Origin of the sequence: Pseudomonas sp. FW300-N2A2 (assembly GCF_017351735.1) — a bacterium.
Taxonomy (GTDB): domain Bacteria; phylum Pseudomonadota; class Gammaproteobacteria; order Pseudomonadales; family Pseudomonadaceae; genus Aquipseudomonas; species Aquipseudomonas migulae.
On the sequence record NZ_JACNDU010000001.1, the window covers coordinates 564,161 to 581,924 of the forward strand.

General features: G+C 57.6%; 18 protein-coding genes. 8 read left to right on the plus strand and 10 right to left on the minus strand.

The features are described from left to right. Positions 1 to 29 precede the first annotated feature (29 nt). From J4E42_RS02415 to J4E42_RS02455, 9 genes are all read right to left on the minus strand, one after another. The gene (locus J4E42_RS02415) at positions 30 to 1,028 is read right to left on the minus strand and encodes a 4-hydroxyproline epimerase (RefSeq protein WP_207284472.1); all 999 of its coding nucleotides are present in this window, start codon (positions 1,026 to 1,028) and stop codon (positions 30 to 32) included. Positions 1,029 to 1,040: 12 nt separating this feature from the next. Further along, on the minus strand, positions 1,041 to 1,892 hold the full coding sequence (locus J4E42_RS02420; protein ID WP_008033394.1) for a proline/glycine betaine ABC transporter permease: 852 nt from the start codon (positions 1,890 to 1,892) through the stop codon (positions 1,041 to 1,043). Then, positions 1,889 to 2,737 (minus strand): proline/glycine betaine ABC transporter permease, encoded by an 849-nt coding sequence (locus tag J4E42_RS02425; RefSeq protein WP_008038802.1) that lies wholly within the window; start codon positions 2,735 to 2,737, stop codon positions 1,889 to 1,891. The genes J4E42_RS02420 and J4E42_RS02425 overlap by 4 nt, the downstream gene beginning before the upstream one ends. Beyond that, entirely contained in the window at positions 2,734 to 3,852 is a 1,119-nt protein-coding gene (locus J4E42_RS02430; protein WP_008033396.1) for a glycine betaine/L-proline ABC transporter ATP-binding protein, read from the minus strand. Before J4E42_RS02430 ends, J4E42_RS02425 begins: the two co-directional genes overlap by 4 nt. A gap of 74 nt (positions 3,853 to 3,926) precedes the next feature. Beyond that, positions 3,927 to 4,775, minus strand: a complete 849-nt coding sequence (locus J4E42_RS02435) for a glycine betaine ABC transporter substrate-binding protein (RefSeq protein WP_008038804.1) — start codon at positions 4,773 to 4,775, stop codon at positions 3,927 to 3,929. Between the two features lie 72 nt (positions 4,776 to 4,847). After that, entirely contained in the window at positions 4,848 to 6,194 is a 1,347-nt protein-coding gene (locus tag J4E42_RS02440) for an FAD-binding oxidoreductase (RefSeq protein ID WP_207284473.1), read from the minus strand. Beyond that, positions 6,191 to 7,708 (minus strand): aldehyde dehydrogenase, encoded by a 1,518-nt coding sequence (locus J4E42_RS02445; RefSeq protein WP_008038808.1) that lies wholly within the window; start codon positions 7,706 to 7,708, stop codon positions 6,191 to 6,193. The genes J4E42_RS02440 and J4E42_RS02445 overlap by 4 nt, the downstream gene beginning before the upstream one ends. After that, positions 7,701 to 8,612 (minus strand): dihydrodipicolinate synthase family protein, encoded by a 912-nt coding sequence (locus J4E42_RS02450; protein WP_192228242.1) that lies wholly within the window; start codon positions 8,610 to 8,612, stop codon positions 7,701 to 7,703. The genes J4E42_RS02445 and J4E42_RS02450 overlap by 8 nt, the downstream gene beginning before the upstream one ends. Further along, the gene (locus J4E42_RS02455; protein ID WP_008033405.1) at positions 8,609 to 9,322 is read right to left on the minus strand and encodes a GntR family transcriptional regulator; all 714 of its coding nucleotides are present in this window, start codon (positions 9,320 to 9,322) and stop codon (positions 8,609 to 8,611) included. The genes J4E42_RS02450 and J4E42_RS02455 overlap by 4 nt, the downstream gene beginning before the upstream one ends. Before the next feature lie 414 nt (positions 9,323 to 9,736). Between J4E42_RS02455 and J4E42_RS02460 the strand changes: the two genes are divergently transcribed. From J4E42_RS02460 to J4E42_RS02490, 7 genes are all read left to right on the plus strand, one after another. After that, a complete protein-coding gene (locus J4E42_RS02460; RefSeq protein WP_207284474.1) occupies positions 9,737 to 10,675 on the plus strand; it encodes a LysR substrate-binding domain-containing protein in 939 nt (312 codons plus the stop codon). Between the two features lie 138 nt (positions 10,676 to 10,813). After that, positions 10,814 to 12,070, plus strand: a complete 1,257-nt coding sequence (locus J4E42_RS02465) for an SRPBCC family protein (protein ID WP_207284475.1) — start codon at positions 10,814 to 10,816, stop codon at positions 12,068 to 12,070. 3 nt (positions 12,071 to 12,073) lie between these two features. Continuing rightward, complete coding sequence (locus J4E42_RS02470; RefSeq protein ID WP_207284476.1) at positions 12,074 to 13,222, plus strand: hybrid-cluster NAD(P)-dependent oxidoreductase; 1,149 nt, start codon at positions 12,074 to 12,076, stop codon at positions 13,220 to 13,222. A 139-nt stretch (positions 13,223 to 13,361) separates the two neighbouring features. Continuing rightward, a complete protein-coding gene (locus J4E42_RS02475; RefSeq protein ID WP_008038818.1) occupies positions 13,362 to 14,267 on the plus strand; it encodes an alpha/beta fold hydrolase in 906 nt (301 codons plus the stop codon). Positions 14,268 to 14,404: 137 nt separating this feature from the next. Further along, a complete protein-coding gene (locus J4E42_RS02480; RefSeq protein WP_207284477.1) occupies positions 14,405 to 14,806 on the plus strand; it encodes a GFA family protein in 402 nt (133 codons plus the stop codon). A 158-nt stretch (positions 14,807 to 14,964) separates the two neighbouring features. Continuing rightward, the gene (locus tag J4E42_RS02485; RefSeq protein ID WP_207284478.1) at positions 14,965 to 15,396 is read left to right on the plus strand and encodes a VOC family protein; all 432 of its coding nucleotides are present in this window, start codon (positions 14,965 to 14,967) and stop codon (positions 15,394 to 15,396) included. 79 nt (positions 15,397 to 15,475) lie between these two features. Further along, positions 15,476 to 16,057, plus strand: a complete 582-nt coding sequence (locus tag J4E42_RS02490) for a hypothetical protein (protein ID WP_207284479.1) — start codon at positions 15,476 to 15,478, stop codon at positions 16,055 to 16,057. Positions 16,058 to 16,261: 204 nt separating this feature from the next. Here J4E42_RS02490 and J4E42_RS02495 read toward each other — a convergent pair whose 3' ends face one another. Further along, positions 16,262 to 16,690 (minus strand): Rrf2 family transcriptional regulator, encoded by a 429-nt coding sequence (locus J4E42_RS02495; protein ID WP_207284480.1) that lies wholly within the window; start codon positions 16,688 to 16,690, stop codon positions 16,262 to 16,264. 141 nt (positions 16,691 to 16,831) lie between these two features. Here J4E42_RS02495 and J4E42_RS02500 point away from each other — a divergent pair, with 141 nt between their 5' ends. Continuing rightward, positions 16,832 to 17,719: an NAD(P)/FAD-dependent oxidoreductase gene (locus tag J4E42_RS02500; RefSeq protein WP_207284481.1), complete on the plus strand. Its 888-nt coding sequence runs from the start codon at positions 16,832 to 16,834 to the stop codon at positions 17,717 to 17,719. Positions 17,720 to 17,764 lie beyond the last annotated feature (45 nt).

Sequence of the window (17,764 nt, forward strand, 5' to 3'; positions counted from 1 at the left end):
CAAAACACCCTAGCGCCATTTACACCTCTTCACGCCAACTGAAAGCCATGACGAAGCGGGTCCTTGTCATCGACAAAAATGGTGTTGTGCCCGGTAATCTGCGCCCAGCCACCGATGCTGGGGCGAATGCCGTCGAATGGGCCGACTTTCTCCGCAGACTCGACTTTGCCTTCGAAGATCGTGCCGATCAGGCTCTCATTGCGGAACGTCTCGCCCACGTGCAACCGGCCCTTCCCCACCAGTTGCGCCATCCGCGCCGACGTCCCCGTGCCGCCGGGAGAGCGGTCAATCGCCTTGTCGCCGTAGAACACCGCACTGCGGCCATCGGCGGCGGTGCCGTGTTCGTCGTCGCACCAGATGACATGGTGAACGCCACTGATCCGGCTGTTTTCGGGATGCACGGGATCACACACGCCTGCCAATGCCGAGCGAAGTTTCTGACTCAGGCTGACGATGTCTGCGGTCGTCATCCCCGTCAGGCCGGCCCAACTTTCTTGCGGTTCAACCACTGCATAGAAATTGCCGCCATAGGCAATGTCGACGGTGAAGGTTCCAACGTCCGGCACCTCGACCACCACGTCGGCGCTGTGCAGGTAGCTGGCCACGTTGAACAGTCGGATCGAGTCCACGTATTCGCCGCTCATGACGTAATCGACATCGACACGCCCGGCCGGTGTTTCGATGGCCAGCCGGCCCGGTTCGCGCGGCGTAACCAGCCCCTCTTCAATCACCACGGTGGACAAGCCGATCGTACCCGCCCCGCACATTGGCAGGCAGCCGCTGACCTCGATGAACAACGCGCCAAAATCGCAATCGTCGCGGTTCGACGGGTAGATGATCACGCCGGACATGATGTCGTGCCCACGGGGCTCGAACATCAACGCGGTGCGAACCCAGTCATGGTCTCGCACGAAAATCTCACGGCGTTCGGCCATCGAAACGGACGGCAACAGAGGCCCGCCGCCAGTCACGACCCGCACCGGGTTCCCGCACGCATGGGAGTCGACACAAAAAAAGCTACGTCTCATTCTGAAGTTCTCTCAAAGAAGTGCGCGTGGGGAGTGACGCTGCAACGCGCCGCGTGTCAGCCGGTCCAGCAACAGAGCCACCGCGACGATCGCCAGACCGGCGCGCAGCCCCAGGCCCATCTCCATTCTGGAGAGACCTCGTGTCACTTCGGCACCGAGACCTCCGGCACCAACCAGGCCCGCCAACACCACCATCGCCAGGGACATGAGGATGCACTGGTTGAGCCCGACCAACAGCGTCGGTGCGGCCGTCGGCAGTTCGATCTTGAACAGAATGTCCCGGGGTGAAGCGCCGGACGCCTGGCCCAGTTCCAGCAGGTCTTTCGGCAACTGTTTGAACGCCAGGGTGGTCAGCCTGAGCATCGGCGGAATGCCGTAGACGATGGTCGCGATAATCGCCGGCACTCGCCCGAGGCTGAACAGCATCACGGCGGGAATCAGGTAAACCCACGGTGGCACGGTTTGCATGATGTTGAGGATCGGCAGGAAGGCTTCATCCACGCGCTTTACCCGTGCAGCCAGCACACCAAGCGGAAAGGCGATGGCCACCGAGATCAACACCGCCACCGAGACCAGCGCGATGGTTTGCATGGAGGCCGCCCAAAGGCCGGCGAACAGGCAAAATGCCAACATCAAGGCGGCAAATACCGCGACGCGTTTGTTGGCGAAAAAGAACGCGCCGACCACGACGATGGCGATGAACAGATAAGGATGCGGCGCCAGCAACGCGGACTCCACCGCGCCCAGCACCGCCTCGATGACTTGGCTGATGCCTTTGAACACACCGTGCAGATTGGCGTTCAGCCAATCGACTGCGGGCGCCAGGAATTCGCCCGGGGAAAATTGCAGTTCTGAGGCACTCATTGGCTTTCTCCCATCCGCGAGCGGGCAGCGTGCTGCGCCAACCGATCCAGAATCATGGTCAGAATGACGATGGCGATGGCCGCGTTGATCGACTTGGCGATATCCAGTGTGCGAACGGCGCCGTAGATCGACTCACCCAGCCCGCCGGAGCCGACGATGCCGGCGATAACCACCATGCCGAACGCCATCATCAAGCTCTGGTTCACCCCGGCCATGATGCTGGGCTTGGCGAACGGCAGGCGAATCTTGAAAAACATTTGCCAGCCCGTGACACCACTGGCATCGCCCAGCTCGATGAACTCTCGCGGGGTCATCCGAATCCCCAGGGATGTCAGGCGTATCGCCGGCGGCACGGCCACGATAAAAGTCGCCAGCAGTGCGGTGGCCGGGCCGTAGCCCAGCAGCGCGATGGCCGGCAACAGGTAGATGTAGGGCGGCATGGTCTGGATCAGGTCCAGCACCGGATCGACCACGCGATCAACCGACGGTGCGAGACCGGCCAGCACGCCCAATGGAATCGCGACCACCAGTGCCAGTACGGTGGCCGTCAGCACCAGCGCAAGCGTGCTGACCGTCTCTGGCCACAAGCCGATCACGTCGCAGAACACCAGCGCGAGGCCCGCGAGAATCGCGAACCGGGCGCCCACCACCCGCCATCCGATCAGGGCGATGGCCAGCGCGACGAGGTAATACGGCGGATAGGCAATGCACCAAAGCACACTTTTATAAACGCCCGTCAGCAGTGCATTGACACCGTCGAACAAAAACTCGCCATGGTCCGAGAGCCATTCCAGGCTCGAGTCGATGGTCGCGTCGAATTGATCGGAAAAGTCCGGAATGCTCATGTCGATGCCTCCAGAACGGTGTCGGTTGTTGAGGCCGAGAATTCATTCGGAATGCCCTGAACACCGCGAAGCAAATCGCGCGGCGTAATGATGCCCACCACCACGCCATTGTCGATGACTGCCAGCGCGTCGCGCTCGGACTTCATCGTCAATCCGATCAGTTCGTTGATGTCTGCGCCCAGCGAAGTCTTGCTCAGCCTGGAAATGTCGCATCCCGGGTTTGCGACCTTGAAAGGCTCGACCGGCGTCATGACCGAGTGAGCCTTGACCAGGTGCAGCCGGGAAATACCTGCCACAAATTCCGCGACATAATCGTCCGCCGGGTTAAGCACGATTTCCTCGGCGGTGCCGACCTGGATGATCACGCCATCCTTCATGATCGCGATGCGATCACCGATGCGGATGGCCTCGTCCAGGTCGTGAGTAATGAAGACCGCCGACTTGCCAAGCTCCTTGGTCAGCTGGCGAAACTCGTCCTGCAACTGCCGGCGAATCAATGGATCAAGCGCACTGAACGGTTCATCCATCAAAATCACTTCAGGGTCGGCGGTAATCGCACGGGCCAGGCCGACACGTTGCTGCATGCCGCCAGACAACTCCGTGGGGTAACGCGATGACCATTCGCTCAGCCCCACTTTGGCCAGTGCCTGCTCGGCCACTTTGTACCGCTCAGCCTTGCCGACGCCCTGCACTTCCAGGCCGAATGCCGTGTTCTCCAGCACCGTTCGATTGGGCAACAACGCCACACTCTGGAAGACCATGCCGATGTGACGCGCCCTCACCTCTCGAAGCTGCGCCGGTGTCAGGGAAGACAGGTCCTTGCCTTTGACCAGCACTTTGCCTGAGCTCGGTGTGATCAGTTTGTTGAGGAGCCTGATCAAGGTGGATTTGCCACTGCCGGACAAGCCCATGATGCAGAAGATTTCGCCTCTTCGAACCTGGAGGCTGACGTCGGAGACCCCGACCACACAGCCGTAGTTTTGCAGGATCTGAGTCTTGGTCAGCCCTTGCTGAGTGACAGCGTTCATCGCTGCCGGTGCGGCTTTCCCGAAGATTTTCCAGACTGACTGGCAATCTATCAGCACTTCGTTAGTGTCTATTTTGGCCGTTGTCATTTTCGTAACCCGTGAACCAGTTTTCTGGTTTCTCTAATGAATCAAAGGGCGGCAGTGGCGTAAGGCATCAGCAATCAGTTCTTGATATTTTCCCAGCGCTTGAGCAGCTCGCTGTGGCTATCGGTCCAGCCCTTGATGGCCTGTTCCATGGTCTTGCCATCTTTGACTTCGGCGTTCATCGCGGTGATGTCGGCGATTGGCACGTACACGCTCGCCATCAGTTCACGCGCACGCGGATTGCTTTCAGCGAAGCCTTTGTGGCCGATCCAGTAGTAGCCTTGCAGCGGCGGGAAAATGCCTTTTGGATCTTTCAGGAATTTGAGATCGAATTTCTTGGTCATCCAGGACGGATCCCAAACGGTGACGACCACCGGCTCTTTACGGTCGACTGCCGATTTCAACGCCGCCGTCATTGCCGTGGTACTGCCTTCCACCAGTTTCAGCTTGAGGTCATAGGCCTTAACCACATTGGTCGCATCGTTCATCAGGCCGGAACCCGGTTCGATACCGATGATCTTGCCGCCCAGTTTTTCCGAATTGGCGTTCAACTGGTCAATGGAATCGATGTCGACGTAACTCGGTACCGCAAGCCCTTGGTAGAGGCCAAACGAAACCGGCGAAAGTTTCTCGATTTTGTTCTTGTTTTTGTTCCAGTAATCGTTTGCCGCGTAGTCCGTTTGCGACGCCAGCACTTGAACATCACCTTTGCTTAATGCCGCATAAGCGATGCCCCACTCGGAGAACTCTACAACTTTTACGGTATAACCAGAGTCTTCAAGCACCTTCTTGGTAATACCTGTAATTGGCGTCAAGTCCTCCCACGTCATAGTACCCATGGTGATATTTTTTTCTTCGGCGTGAACTGGCAAACACATAACGCCGGCCACAGCGACAGCGCAGACTGCCTTCCAAATCTTTTTCATGGCGTGCTCCGATCTACGGTTAAAACTAGAGATTAGGCCTTTATGAAATAAAAGCCGGTGGTTTGAAACTATTCAGCCTTCTCGCCCTGCTCTGAGCGCCTGCCAGCGAATAACCGAGTTGACACCCAACATCGTCAATATCTTCGGTGGAAGCCGGCTAGGCCCTGGCAGTTGACTGAAACTTTGCAAAACCTGTGAATGGTGACCGCTGGCCAACTCGGCAGCCATCACGCCTGCCAATGTACTTTTAACCGTGCCCAGCCCGTTTTCGCAGCAAGCGGAATAGAGGTTTTCCTCGATTTCGCCAAAGGCGGGAGCACTGTTGCGACTCAGGCAAAGCCGCCCTGCCCAGCTGAATTCCAGCGGCGTTGATTTCAACTCCGGGAAACGTGCATCCAGAGAGTGCCGTTGTTCTTCGGCCACCGCTGCGACACGCATCGGTGTGACTTGAATACTCGGGTCATAGGTAAACTTGGTGCGGATAACAATCCGCGAAAGTCCATTAGAAGTTATCTTGCGAACTGTCGCGCCCATCGGGTCCGCTGGCAATAAGGCCCAACGATCTTTACCGGTAACCGGCCTTGAAAACTCATCATGACTATAAGCAGCCGTCATTGAGGCGTAAGTAAAGACATGCAGCAACCGGCCTTGAAAGTGACCGAAGTCTTCAATATGGCCATTGACCGCAAGAATGACTTTAGGCGCACTAACGGAACCACGATGAGACTTCGCCTTCCAGCCAACTCCCGCCCGGGACAATTCCACAATCGGTGAACGCTCATACAGTTCAATCTGCCGATCAAGTCCGTTTGCAAGATCCCGAATATATTGCGCTGGCTGAATCATCACCGCACCAGGCGTATACAGCCCGTTGTGGTAATAAGTGGAACCGGTGATGTCTCGCATCTGCGCGGCGTCCAGTACTTCAAACCGCTCGCCAATGCCTTTTAACGATTTGGCATAGTTGTCATTGAGTTTCGTCCCCCGCTCGGTGGCGGCGGCGTTGATCTTGCCGGAAGGGTCGAACGTCTGCGCAGACATGCCATATTCACGAGCAGCGTCGGCGGCAAACGCAATGGCAAAACGGTTCTGGGCAATTTCCAGTGCCGTTGCCGACTCACCGCCCACCGAATACTCCCCGGATGAAAGGCTGTGCGGCACATCGATCATGAACCCCGAGTTCCTGCCCGCCGGCCCCTTGGCGATTTCATGGGCATCCACCACCGCGATGCGGCAGCCCGGATGCAGTTGAGCCAGCCTGCGAGCCGCAGACAGCCCGGCAAAACCCGCACCGATGATCAGCCAGTCCGCCGTGACGTTGCCATCAAGCAGGCGAACAGGCGCAGTGCGTACGGAAATTGCCTCCCAACCTGAAACCCCGGTGTCTACCGGAAGGCGCTTGATGGTATGGGTGCTCATTTTTCGTTCTCTTCATCCGACCGATCAGACACATCGATCCAGATGGTTTTGATTTCGGTGTATTGATCGTGGGCAAAAATCGATTTGTCCCGACCGCCGAACCCGGACTCCTTGTAGCCGCCAAACGGCGTGGAAGCATCGCCCTCGCCGAAGCAGTTCACGGTGACGATCCCGGCGCGTATCTCCCTCGCCAACTTGATGGCACGACGCAAACTGCCGGTGTAAACCGAGGCGGCCAGGCCGTACACCGTGTCATTGGCCAGGGCAATGGCTTCAGAAATCGAGCTGAACGTGGTGACCGACAGAATCGGACCGAAGATCTCTTCCTGGAACAACCGACTCTCTGGCGCAACACCGTCAATCACGGTCGGCTCGACGAACGCACCGTCTTCGGTACCACCGCCGTACACAACATCAAGTTTGCCGGCGCTGGCATGCTCAAGGTACGACTTCACTTTCGCGAAATGTTCGGGGCTGACCAACGCGCCGACGCGGTTTTGCGGGTCGAGTGGATCGCCCATTTTCCATTCGCGGATGTAGGCGCCCATGCGTTCCAGCAGTTCATCTTTCACAGACGCGTGGACGATCAGCCGCGAGGTTGCGGAGCAGTTTTCGCCCATGTTCCAGAACGCGCCGTTGACGACATGCTGAGCGACGAGGTCGAGGTTTTGCGCATCGTCCATCACCACGGCCGGGTTTTTCCCGCCGCACTCGAGAACGATGCGTTTCAGGTTCGAATCGGCTGCGTAGTGCAGGAAACGGCGGCCGGTCGCAGTGGAACCGGTGAAGCTCACCATGTCGACGTCGTGATGCAGGCCGATCGGCTCGCCGACTTCTTTCCCGGTGCCGGTGACAATGTTGAGCACACCAGCAGGGACGCCCGCCTCGAACGCGAGTTGCGCCACACGCAGCGTCGTCAGCGTGGTCTGCTCGGCGGGTTTGACGATCACCGAACAGCCTGCGGCGAGTGCCGGGCCGATTTTCCAGGCCAGCATCAGCAGCGGGAAGTTCCAGGGCAGCACGCAGCCCACCACCCCGATGGGCTCACGCACGACCATGGTCAGCGCGTCACTGCCCACAGGGGCGGTGTTGTCATAAATCTTGTCGATCAACTCGGCGTGCCAGCGCAGCGTATGAATGGTGTCCGGCACATCGACCAACTGGCACTCGCTGACTGGCTTGCCGCTGTCGAGACTCTCAAGGACGGCCAGTTCGTGGCTATGCCGTTCAAGCAAATCGGCAAACTTCAACAGGACGGTTTTGCGCTCTTTTGGAGAAATGGATCTCCAGCGGCCATCCTCAAACGCTTCCTTGGCGTTGCTGACCGCGAGATCGACATCTGCCGACGCGCAAGCGGCGACGTCTGCCAGAAACTCACCGGTCGCCGGATTGTTCGTGGCGAAGGTTTTGCCCGAGATCGCGGGTTTGAACGCGCCGTTGATGAAGGCATTGCAGGGGAACGAAATGTCTTTGGCGATGGCGGCGTATTCGGCCTTGGTCAGGAGATCACCCATGGCTGGCTCCTGATGTGATGCGTGCAACGTCGCGCTTCACATTGGCAATGATGGTTTGCAGGCTTTGCTTTTCTTCCAGGTCGAGAGGTTGCAGCGGCAAGCGCACGTCCCCTACTTTCAGGCCGGCCAGTTCACAACCGTATTTGATCGACTGTACAAACTTGCCGCCGTCCAGGGCATTCATCAGCGGCATCATCGCCGACATGATCCGGCGGCCCTTGTCGAAGTCCTTTTCGAGCACACAGGCTTCATAAAGCGCCACGTGTTCGGTTGGCAGGAAGTTGGAGCCGGCACACACCCAGCTTCGGGCGCCCCAGGCAAAAAACTCCAGCGCCTGATCATCCCAACCGCAGGACAGCGCGATGTTCGGGAACTCACGGGCCAGCAGATGAACGCGGCCCATGTCGCCGGAGCTTTCCTTGATGGCAACTACATTTTTGGAGGCGCTTACACGGGTGAGGTAATCCTCGTCCATCGAAACGGACATGCGGCCGGGGTAGTTGTAAAGCATGATCGGCAAGTCGGCAGCGCGATCGATGGTCAGTGCGTGGATTGCGTTTTCCTGGGAAGTCGGCAGCGCGTACGGCGGGCTAGTGACGAGAATGGCGTCCGCTTTGATCGCTTTGGCATCCTTGGCGTATTGCACCGAATCTTCGGTACGAATGGCCCCGGTGCTGACGATCAACTGGACCCGGTTGCCGATGACATCCTTGGCATAAGCGGCAAGCTCGGTACGCTCTTCCGAGGTCTGCGCATAATATTCGCCGGTCGAACCGCCGATGATAATGCCGTGCACTTTCGCCTCGATCAGCGACTCCAGTACTTCGGAGTACACGCTCCAGTCTATTTCCCCATCCGGTTTATGAGGTGTCACTGCGGGTGTGTAGATGCCTTCAAATTTCAAGATGATTTCTCCGGAAATGAATTGCGTGGAAGATCAACGAGCGCGTCCGCCTTGATGCCTTGGGGCGCGATAAAAATCTCCATGTTTTCCCGGGACAGTTCCCAGTGTTCAAACACGAGATCGACTACTGCGGATTCATCGCGGCGTTCAATCGCCTCGATAAACAAATCGTGGTGCCCCGCCGACAGCTCAAGACGCTCTTCCATGTCCTCGTTTTGAGGCCGGAAAAAGGTATTGCCGATACGGGAGTGATCAATCAGCAATCTTTCCAGGCTGGGCTGGAGGTATTGATTGCCGGCCATTTCGCCCATGATCGCGTGGAAGCGGTTGTTCTCGACGACCATGGCCAGCGCATCCCTTGAGGTGGTGGCGATGCGGAACCGATGCTGCGTGTCCTTCAAGTCGACCAGTTGGCGCGGCTTGTAGTTTTGAACGGCCAGACGGCCAACGGCTGCGTAAATCATCGGTGCGACGAGGAAGAAATTGCGCAGGGTCGAGTGATTCATTGGAATCACCCGGGCACCGCGGTTTTCCCGAATGTCGACATAACCTTCACCGGCCAGGCGTCGGAATACTTCCCGGACCGGCGTGCGGGACAAGCCATATCGCTCGCTGAGAATGACCTCATCCAGCGCTTCGTCAGGGTCCAGTTCCATCGTCAGGATTTGACGTTTCAGATCTTCGTAAAGACTGGTTTTGCCGTTTTTCACAACGACCTCCAAGGGCAGTTTTGCGGTCAGGTGCGGCTGACTGATGAGTCGAGACTCGCACGGGTTTTTGGGTCGGTCAATAGATTGTATTTCTTGTGTATACATAGAAAACACAGGAAAAACACAACGCGATTTCGATTAATTTCTTTTTAATTCATTTAGTTATGCGTTCACCTCAAAAATGAACTAGTCGGTTACAGAAAAGAAACACGTCGTTTTTGGAATGCTTATTTCTAGATCATTCCATCATAAAGCTTATTGCCAAGCGCACTTTGCCAGCAGCCCGGTTGACCCGTAGCGACATGGCGCAAGGCGTTTGCGACACGGCTTTGCGAGCACTTCCCGGCGAGCAACGGAACAAGCGATAGTGTGTCGCCGGTTGAGCGGCTCCGTTCTCCTTCAGGATCGACCAAGATGGGCAGTGAAGAAACCAGTAAGAAGGTCAAGGGTTACCGCCGACTGATACCGTCCATGACGGCCTTGATGGAATTCGAGGCCGTTGCGCGGTTGAGCAGCTTCACGCTGGCGGCGCAAGAATTGGGCGTGACCCAGGCGGCCGTCAGCAAGCAGGTCAAATACCTGGAGGAAACCCTCGGCACCCGTCTGTTTCATCGACTGCACCGGGCGATCAAACTGACCAGCGAAGGCTACGTGCTGTATTCGGTGGTCGCCGAATCCATGCAGCGCATGGCGAACGTGTTCGACAAGATTTCCGAGGGGATTCCCGAGCAGGAACTGGTGCTCGCCTGCACCGCGGCGTTTTCACACCTGCGCATCCTGCCCCGGCTGGCTGCATTGCGCCTGTCGCAACCCAAGCTGCAATTGCGCCTGATCACCCAAGTCCACAATCCGGACGTGCACCGACAGGACGTCGACATCGCCGTGCGCTTCGGCAATGGAAAATGGGAGGACGGCACCGCGATATTCCTGTTTGACGAAGAAGTGTTCCCGGTGTGTTCCCCCTCCTGGCTGACCACGCACCCTGCCCCGCTATCAGTCGACGACTTCCTGCACATTGACCTGATCGATTCGGACACCACGCTCGAAGGCTGGATGACGTGGAACAGCTGGTTCAAGGAACTGGGCGAGAGTCGTCCCAAGGTGAATTACTGCCTGCGCTGCAGCAGTTACAACGACACGGTGCAGGCCGCGTTGCAGGGCTATGGCGTCGCGCTGGGCTGGAACCGTTTGTTGCGTCCACTATTGCAGAGCGGCGAACTGGTGCGGATTACTGACTATGCGGTGAAACCGAAAGATGCCTATTACCTGATTGTTCCGAACGGCCGGGAAATAACCCCGCTGGTGCACGCCATCGTCGATTGGTTACGGGATGAGTCGCTACTTTCACACTAAGGTCAGTTGTCGATTCTTCGCATAACTTTTAGCTATGCGAGGGTGAAATTAAAGCGCATTGACGCAAATCCGGACCATTTTGATACTTGCCTCACCGTCACTTGCTGACGATTCAACATCGCCCCCGTGAGGCAACAGATGACAACTACCGTCGCGAAATCCCAACAAGAACTGGTGACTGCACGCACCCCAGGCCATGGCATGCATGGCGCGTTGTTCGGGCGTCAGGACATTTTCGACAGCGACGTCGATATCTTTTTCACCCGGCACTGGATTCTGGTCGGCGTGACGGCGGACATCCCGGAGCCTGGGGATGTTTCGACCATAGACATCGGCAAGTCCTCGATCATTCTCGTGCGCGATGACGACGAGCAGGTGCAGGCGTTTCGCAACGTTTGCCGCCATCGCGGGGCGCGCCTGAAGCAGGCCGGCAAATCAACGGTGGGCATGCTCGTGTGCCCGTATCACCAGTGGACCTACGACCTTGATGGCAGCCTCAAGCACGCCGCTCACATGGGCAAGGATTTCGATCCGACCTGCAAAAGCCTGATTCGTGTTCATACGAAAGTGGTCGGCACTCATGTGTTTGTTTGCCTGGGTGACCAACCACCGGCAGACATCGCCTATCTGGAACAAACCATGGCGCCCCGGCTGGCGCCCTACAACCTCACGTATTCGAAGATTGCTTATGAAGCCGAGATCATTGAAGACGGTAACTGGAAGTTGGTCATCGAAAACAATCGCGAGTGTTATCACTGCTCTGCGACGCACCCTGAATTAACCGCCTCATTCCTGCCGGAGGATTTTGGGTTCTGCGCTGAAGGTCTGAGTGAGGAATCGCTGCAAGCGCTGGATGAATATGAAGAACGCAATGCGGCAGCCAAACGCAGCTGGGAACGTGACGGGTTTATCTGCGACGCAGTGGAACACCTGGACACAGACGCGGTGACCCAGTTCCGCACGCAGCGGCTGGTCATTGCCGGCAATGGCGAATCGCAAACGCTCGACACTCGGGTGGCCTGCACGCGGCTGTTTGGTGACCTGACCCGCCGCGATCTCGGCGACGTGCACTTGTGGACTCATAACTCCTGGACGCATGTGATGAGCGATCACGCCGTCATTTCGTACATCATCCCGCTCGCGCCCGACAAGACGTTGGTGCGCACCAAATGGCTGGTCCATGCCGACGCCATCGAGGGCGTGGATTACGACATCGAAAAACTGACCGAGGTCTGGAAAGCCACCAATCAGCAGGACGCCAACCTTGTCGCGATCACCCACAGCGGTACGCAAGATCCCGGCTACTCGCCTGGCCCCTTCTCGGCATTTACCGAATCCTACGTGGATCAATTTTCTCGCTGGTACGCCGCGCGGCTTGCCGCACAGGGAGTGTGAGCAATGACCATGACCCTCCTTGAAAAGCCGCCGGTTACAGCGAGCGCCATGTCTGCACCGAACGTATTTGCCCATCCGGACACGTGGGCCACCTACGGTGCGCAGTGGAACAGTGGCGAGCAAAAAGCGCTGCACTGTTGCGCCGTACGCGACGAAACCCACGACGTAAAAACCTTTACCTTTCGAAGTGCGGATTTCAGCGCCGTCAGTTTTGAGCCAGGGCAGTTCATTACGGTATCGCCGACCATCTCGGGGCAACGCGTGTCGCGCTGCTATACGTTGTCATCGTCGCCCACCCGCCCTTTTGCGCTGTCGATCACGGTCAAGCGTGTTCCCGGCGGGACCGTATCGAACTGGCTGCACGATCACTTGCGCGAAGGCGACAGGCTGCTTGCCTCAGGCCCTGCGGGCAGCTTCACACCGACAGGCCGTCCAGCCGACAAGCTGCTTTATCTATCGGCGGGCTCCGGCGTGACACCGCTGATGTCCATGACCCGTGCGGGTTTCGACCTGGCAGCCCGACTGGATATCGTCTTCGTGCACAGTGCTCGAACCCCCGACGATATTATTTTCCATGAAGAACTGACACGGATGCAGGCCAGCATGCCGGGACTTCGTGTCGTGAATATCTGCGAAGGACACGGCGACAGCACGGATTGGGCCGGGCCGATTGGCCGCCTGGATCTGGCCTTGCTCAGCGAACAGGTGCCGGACTTCAAGGAGCGGGAAGTGTTCACTTGTGGGCCGCAAGGCTACATGGGCGCGGTCAAGTCGCTACTCAAACAGGGAAACTTTGATTTCCACCACTATCATCAGGAAAGCTTCGATATCACGGCGCTGGATGAGGCCCCTCTGATCGAAACGGCCTGCGTGCTCGATCAGCCGGAGAGCCTGTTTACGATCACGCTGTCCCGCTCCGGTAAAACCTTCAGCATGCCGGGCAACCAGACCGTGCTGGCCGCTGCGAAGAAGGCCGGCGCCATCATCCCCTCCTCTTGCAGCCAAGGGGTCTGCGGCACCTGTAAAACGGCGGTGCTGCAAGGCACGGTGGCGATGAACCACAACGGCGGCATCCGCCAGCGTGAAATCGACAAGGGATTGCGCCTGCTGTGCTGCAGTAAGCCAACGTCAGACCTGGTCATCGATTTGTAGGGTCCATCAGAACCTTTCAATGTGGTCTACGCTCCAGCCTTGGGTACCTTGTTCTGCCCCGGGCGACGTGCGTTTTCGGCACGGTGGTTTGCAGCGGATGCGGTACGCAACTCTCCACGCATCCTTCCGGGAAAACCACATGATCCGCACCTTGCTGACTGCTTCTTTGCTGCTTGCGCTAAGCCTGCCCGCCCATGCCGGCGTCACGCCATTCCCCACTTCGTTCCGCACCCAGGACATCGCCGTGGAAGGCGCGAAAATCCACGTGCGCGTCGGCGGCAAAGGGCCTGCCGTGGTGCTGCTGCATGGCTTCGGCGACACCGGCGACATGTGGGCGCCTCTCGCTGCCGACCTGGCCAAGGACCACACGGTCGTGGTGCCGGACCTTCGCGGCATGGGCTTGTCGTCGATCCCGGACGGCGGCTACGACAAGAAGACGCAAGCGGGCGACATACGCGCGGTACTCGCAGCCTTGAAGATCGACCACTCGGTAGTCATCGGCCACGACATCGGCACCATGGTCGCCTTCGCCTACGCCTCACGTTATCCGCAGCAAACCGATCGCCTGGTGGTCATGGATGCGCCCGTACCGGGCATTCCGCCGTGGAACGAGATTGTGCGTTCACCGATGCTATGGCACTTCGATTTTGGCGGTCCGGATGCCGAGCGCCTGGTGGCCGGTCGTGAGCGTATCTACCTCGACCGCTTCTGGAACGAGTTCGCCGGCGACCCGACCAAAGTGGACGAAGCCACCCGCCAGCATTACGCCAAACTCTACGCCCGCCCCGGCGCGATGCACGCGGCGTTCGCGCAGTTTCGCAGCATTCGCCAGGACGCCGTGGACAACGAAGCATCAATGAAGACACGCCTGACCATGCCCGTGCTGGCCGTCGGCGGGGAAAAATCCTTTGGCAACAACGAAGCCATCGTCATGCGCAACGCCGCGGACAATGTCACGGAAGTGGTGATTCCGGGGGCAGGACATTGGTTGATGGAAGAGGCACCTACGCAGACTATTCGGGCGATTCGCGACTTTTTGCAGTGACCGTCTGTGGCAGGGCAAAAACTCTCTACGGATCGTTGTCGAAGTCTGCCGCCCTGCCTGTTCGACGGACAGTCGCTCGACACTGCATCTGCCCACCACTTAAAGTGCTGCCCCTCAACAATGGATTGCCACCAAAAATGACTGAGACCTTCCAGGGCAGTTGCCTTTGCGGCGCCATCCAATACCAACTCCGGTCACGCCCCAAAGCTGTTTCGCACTGCCATTGCAGCCAATGCCGCAAAAGCCATGGCGCTGCATTTGCGAGCTACGGCAGTGTCTTGAGGGGCGACTTTGACCTGGTACAGGGTAACGACGACATCCGTTCTTACCCTTCCTCTGAATCTGTCGAGCGCCAGTTTTGCGCTCGCTGCGGCTCGTCGCTCTTCTGGTCAAATAGCCAGGGCGATTACTCCGACTGGATCTCCATAGCCCTCGGTACGCTGGACACGCCCTTTACTTGCGATAAACAGAAGCATGTCGAGGTGACGTCCAAGTCTGTATGGCATGACATTCAGGATCACTGGCCGCAGTCCCGATAATCGCTTTGTGGCTCGAGAATACTCATCCGCCCCTGCATCATGCCGCTCGCTCCCCTTTCCCGTGGCACTCGTGCCAACAGTGCAGAGCCTGCTACCACGCATCAGGCATTTACACTGCCAGCCCCAGGGGAGAAACCTATCGAAATGGAAGTCATCTCATGTTTGAACGTAGCAAACTGGTTCCAGAGTTAATGGTCACCGACCTTGGTAACAGCCTGGGTTTTTGGGTGCATTGCCTTGGCTTCGAAGTAGCGTATCAACGCCCCGAAGATGGATTCGCTTACCTCGACTTGAACGGTGCTCAGGTGATGCTCGAGCAGATTGATCCGGACGCAGGCCAATGGCTTACGGCCCCCCTGACGAAGCCATTTGGAAGAGGAATCAACCTGCAGATCGACGTTGCCGCTGTCGCCCCCATCACCCAAAAACTTGGCCAAGCCGGATTTCCACTCTATCGAGCATGCAAAGACACCTGGTATCGGGCTGATACCGTAGAAGTAGGCCAGCGCGAGTTCATCGTCCAGGATCCCGATGGTTATCTCGTCAGATTGGTTGAGCGGTTGGGTGAGCGGCCGGCGGCCAAAAGCTGACCTTGCAGGTCAGCTGCCTGACGACCAGTTTTCCACTGCTATGCTGATAAGACCTGTTTCTGCACTGGGGACGAGTAGCATGGCAGCACAAGGCAAGCATTCCCCATTCACGCTCAAGGTTATGGCCTGCTGGGCTGGGATTTTCCTTGTCGCTTGGGCTGTCATAAAGCTGCTCGACACTCACCTGGACCTGAGATTGTTGGCAGATAGCACGAGCTGGCCGCAACGTTTTTCGGATTGGCTTTCGCTGGAAACGCCAATGCCGAATTGGTCGCTGCTGATGATAATCGCGATTTTAATCAGCACTCTGTCTGCAGCGATTTACTACGCCCGCAACACTGATGGAGCTTACGACGAGCTACATGAGATAGAGCGAAAAGTTTACAAAATGAACAACCCTCAGTTCCCACGACTAACAGATAACCAAACGCTATTAATGGAAGCTTTGGCCTATCATGCAAATTTCAGGAAAGTTGCAAACCTGAACTCAATTTGCAAACTTGTCTCACTCAGCACAGCAGAAGTTGAAGCCGATCTAAAGCAACTTCAAGACAAACGCCTTATCAAACAAAAAGTGACCCGGGGCACGTTTGGCTCCACCACTTTTGAACTTACCTTGGCAGGCAAGGATTATGCGTTAGAGCGTTTTCAGCTAACGTAGTACAGACAAAGTGGAGGTAGGCTGGAGGTGCTTTTTTGAGCAACATAATTTGCCCATCGGGCGAAACCATTCATCTTTTTTACAAGATTATGTGGCCCAAATGGGAAATGCCCAAGGATGCGATCCTTAGTCTACTGGACCGTCACTTTCCGGCTAGAACCAAACATACAGCTACTTCCAGACGCCACTTTGTAGACCACAGGTTTACAGACGTTGGTAGCGCCGTTCGAAATCACTGGCCAACTGTTCAAGCGTGACGCTTCCCAAGCGATCTAAAAGCAGTGCCTGCGCCGCATCAAACGCTTCGGTCAGCGCGGCATTCACCGCTTGCTCCACCAGGCATTCTGGATGGTCGGTCGACAGACCGATGGCGAAAAGAGAGGACGAGCCCAAGGCCTGATGGATGTTCAACAGTGTTATATCCGCTAACGGTTTCGCCAGCGTCCACCCCCCACGGTGCCCCTTTTCCGAGCGCACATAGCCCCCGTCCTTGAGCAGCGCCATGGTCCGCCGGACCACCACCGGGTTGGTACCGAGCATCTGCGCGATGGTATCGGACGTGGCGGGCTGTTCGTGGCGAGCCATGTGGATCAGCACGTGCAGCATGCGGGACAAGCGAGTGTCATTTCTCATGGATGGCGGTTTCCTGAAGTTGCGTGTGCCGAGTATCGCTCGACACAGCATAAGTTACGAGACTGTTGACACCCTGACATCACGTAACTTACGTTGTATCTAGAGTTTTCGAGCAGGTCGAAGACCCAGGGAGACTGATCAATGGTTTACGACGTGATCATCGTTGGCGGCAGCTATTCCGGTATTTCCGCAGGCTTGCAACTGGCACGGGCGCGCCGAAAGGTGTTGGTGATCGATGCAGGTCAGCGCCGTAATCGGTTTGCTCACAATTCACATGGATTTCTCGGGCAGGACGGTCGTGATCCCGGCACGATAGCCAGCGAGGCACGTGCCCAGTTGCTGGCCTATCCAACAGTCGAGTGGCTTTCGCAACCCGCCGTCCATGCAAAGACGGGCGATGGTGGATTTGTGATAACAGCCGCGAACGGGGAACAATTCGCGGCGAGGCGTCTAATCCTGGCCACAGGGGTGGTGGATGAGTTGCCTGCGATTCCCGGGCTGTCAGAGCGCTGGGGGCAGCGAGTGTTTCATTGTCCGTATTGCCATGGATATGAACTGTACGGCGGGCAGATTGGAGTTTTGGCGGCGTCGACAGTTGCCATCCACCAATCGCTAATGTTGCCCGACTGGGGGCCAACGACACTCTTCCTCAACGAGGTATTCGAGCCTGATGCCGAGCAGTTGGCGAAGCTGGCCAGGCGTGGGGTTGCGGTGGAGCGCGAACCTGTCTTGTCGGTTGGCGGGGAACAAGCCGATGTGACACTCGCCAGCGGTCGTGTAATCAAACTTGCTGGGCTGTTCACTCAGCCTCTCACGCGAATGGGCAGCCCACTGGCAGCGCTGCTTGGTTGCGAGTTTGAAGCCGGGCCGACGGGTGAGTTCATCAAGGTCGATGCGATGCGCGAAACCAGTGTACCCGGCGTGTTTGCCTGCGGGGATGCGGCAATAGCCGCAGGCAATGTGGCCGTCGCAGTGGGTGACGGCGCACGCACGGGCGGCGCGGCACACCAGTCGCTGATCTTTCGCTGAATACGCGTCGCAAGCGGATTAAGTGCGTCCGCCGGCACCCGACCT

Bases quoted from the DNA above. Each gene is read 5' to 3' on its own strand.
- J4E42_RS02485 (WP_207284478.1), top strand. From the start codon at position 14,965: ATGTTTGAACGTAGCAAACTGGTTCCAGAGTTAATGGTCACCGACCTT.
- J4E42_RS02460 (WP_207284474.1), top strand. From the start codon at position 9,737: ATGGGCAGTGAAGAAACCAGTAAGAAGGTCAAGGGTTACCGCCGACTG.
- J4E42_RS02480 (WP_207284477.1), top strand. From the start codon at position 14,405: ATGACTGAGACCTTCCAGGGCAGTTGCCTTTGCGGCGCCATCCAATAC.
- J4E42_RS02420 (WP_008033394.1), bottom strand. From the start codon at position 1,892: ATGAGTGCCTCAGAACTGCAATTTTCCCCGGGCGAATTCCTGGCGCCC.
- J4E42_RS02490 (WP_207284479.1), top strand. From the start codon at position 15,476: ATGGCAGCACAAGGCAAGCATTCCCCATTCACGCTCAAGGTTATGGCC.
- J4E42_RS02470 (WP_207284476.1), top strand. From the start codon at position 12,074: ATGACCATGACCCTCCTTGAAAAGCCGCCGGTTACAGCGAGCGCCATG.
- J4E42_RS02475 (WP_008038818.1), top strand. From the start codon at position 13,362: ATGATCCGCACCTTGCTGACTGCTTCTTTGCTGCTTGCGCTAAGCCTG.
- J4E42_RS02425 (WP_008038802.1), bottom strand. From the start codon at position 2,737: ATGAGCATTCCGGACTTTTCCGATCAATTCGACGCGACCATCGACTCG.
- J4E42_RS02440 (WP_207284473.1), bottom strand. From the start codon at position 6,194: ATGAGCACCCATACCATCAAGCGCCTTCCGGTAGACACCGGGGTTTCA.
- J4E42_RS02430 (WP_008033396.1), bottom strand. From the start codon at position 3,852: ATGACAACGGCCAAAATAGACACTAACGAAGTGCTGATAGATTGCCAG.
- J4E42_RS02495 (WP_207284480.1), bottom strand. From the start codon at position 16,690: ATGAGAAATGACACTCGCTTGTCCCGCATGCTGCACGTGCTGATCCAC.
- J4E42_RS02445 (WP_008038808.1), bottom strand. From the start codon at position 7,708: ATGGGTGATCTCCTGACCAAGGCCGAATACGCCGCCATCGCCAAAGAC.
- J4E42_RS02415 (WP_207284472.1), bottom strand. From the start codon at position 1,028: ATGAGACGTAGCTTTTTTTGTGTCGACTCCCATGCGTGCGGGAACCCG.
- J4E42_RS02500 (WP_207284481.1), top strand. From the start codon at position 16,832: ATGGTTTACGACGTGATCATCGTTGGCGGCAGCTATTCCGGTATTTCC.
- J4E42_RS02435 (WP_008038804.1), bottom strand. From the start codon at position 4,775: ATGAAAAAGATTTGGAAGGCAGTCTGCGCTGTCGCTGTGGCCGGCGTT.
- J4E42_RS02465 (WP_207284475.1), top strand. From the start codon at position 10,814: ATGACAACTACCGTCGCGAAATCCCAACAAGAACTGGTGACTGCACGC.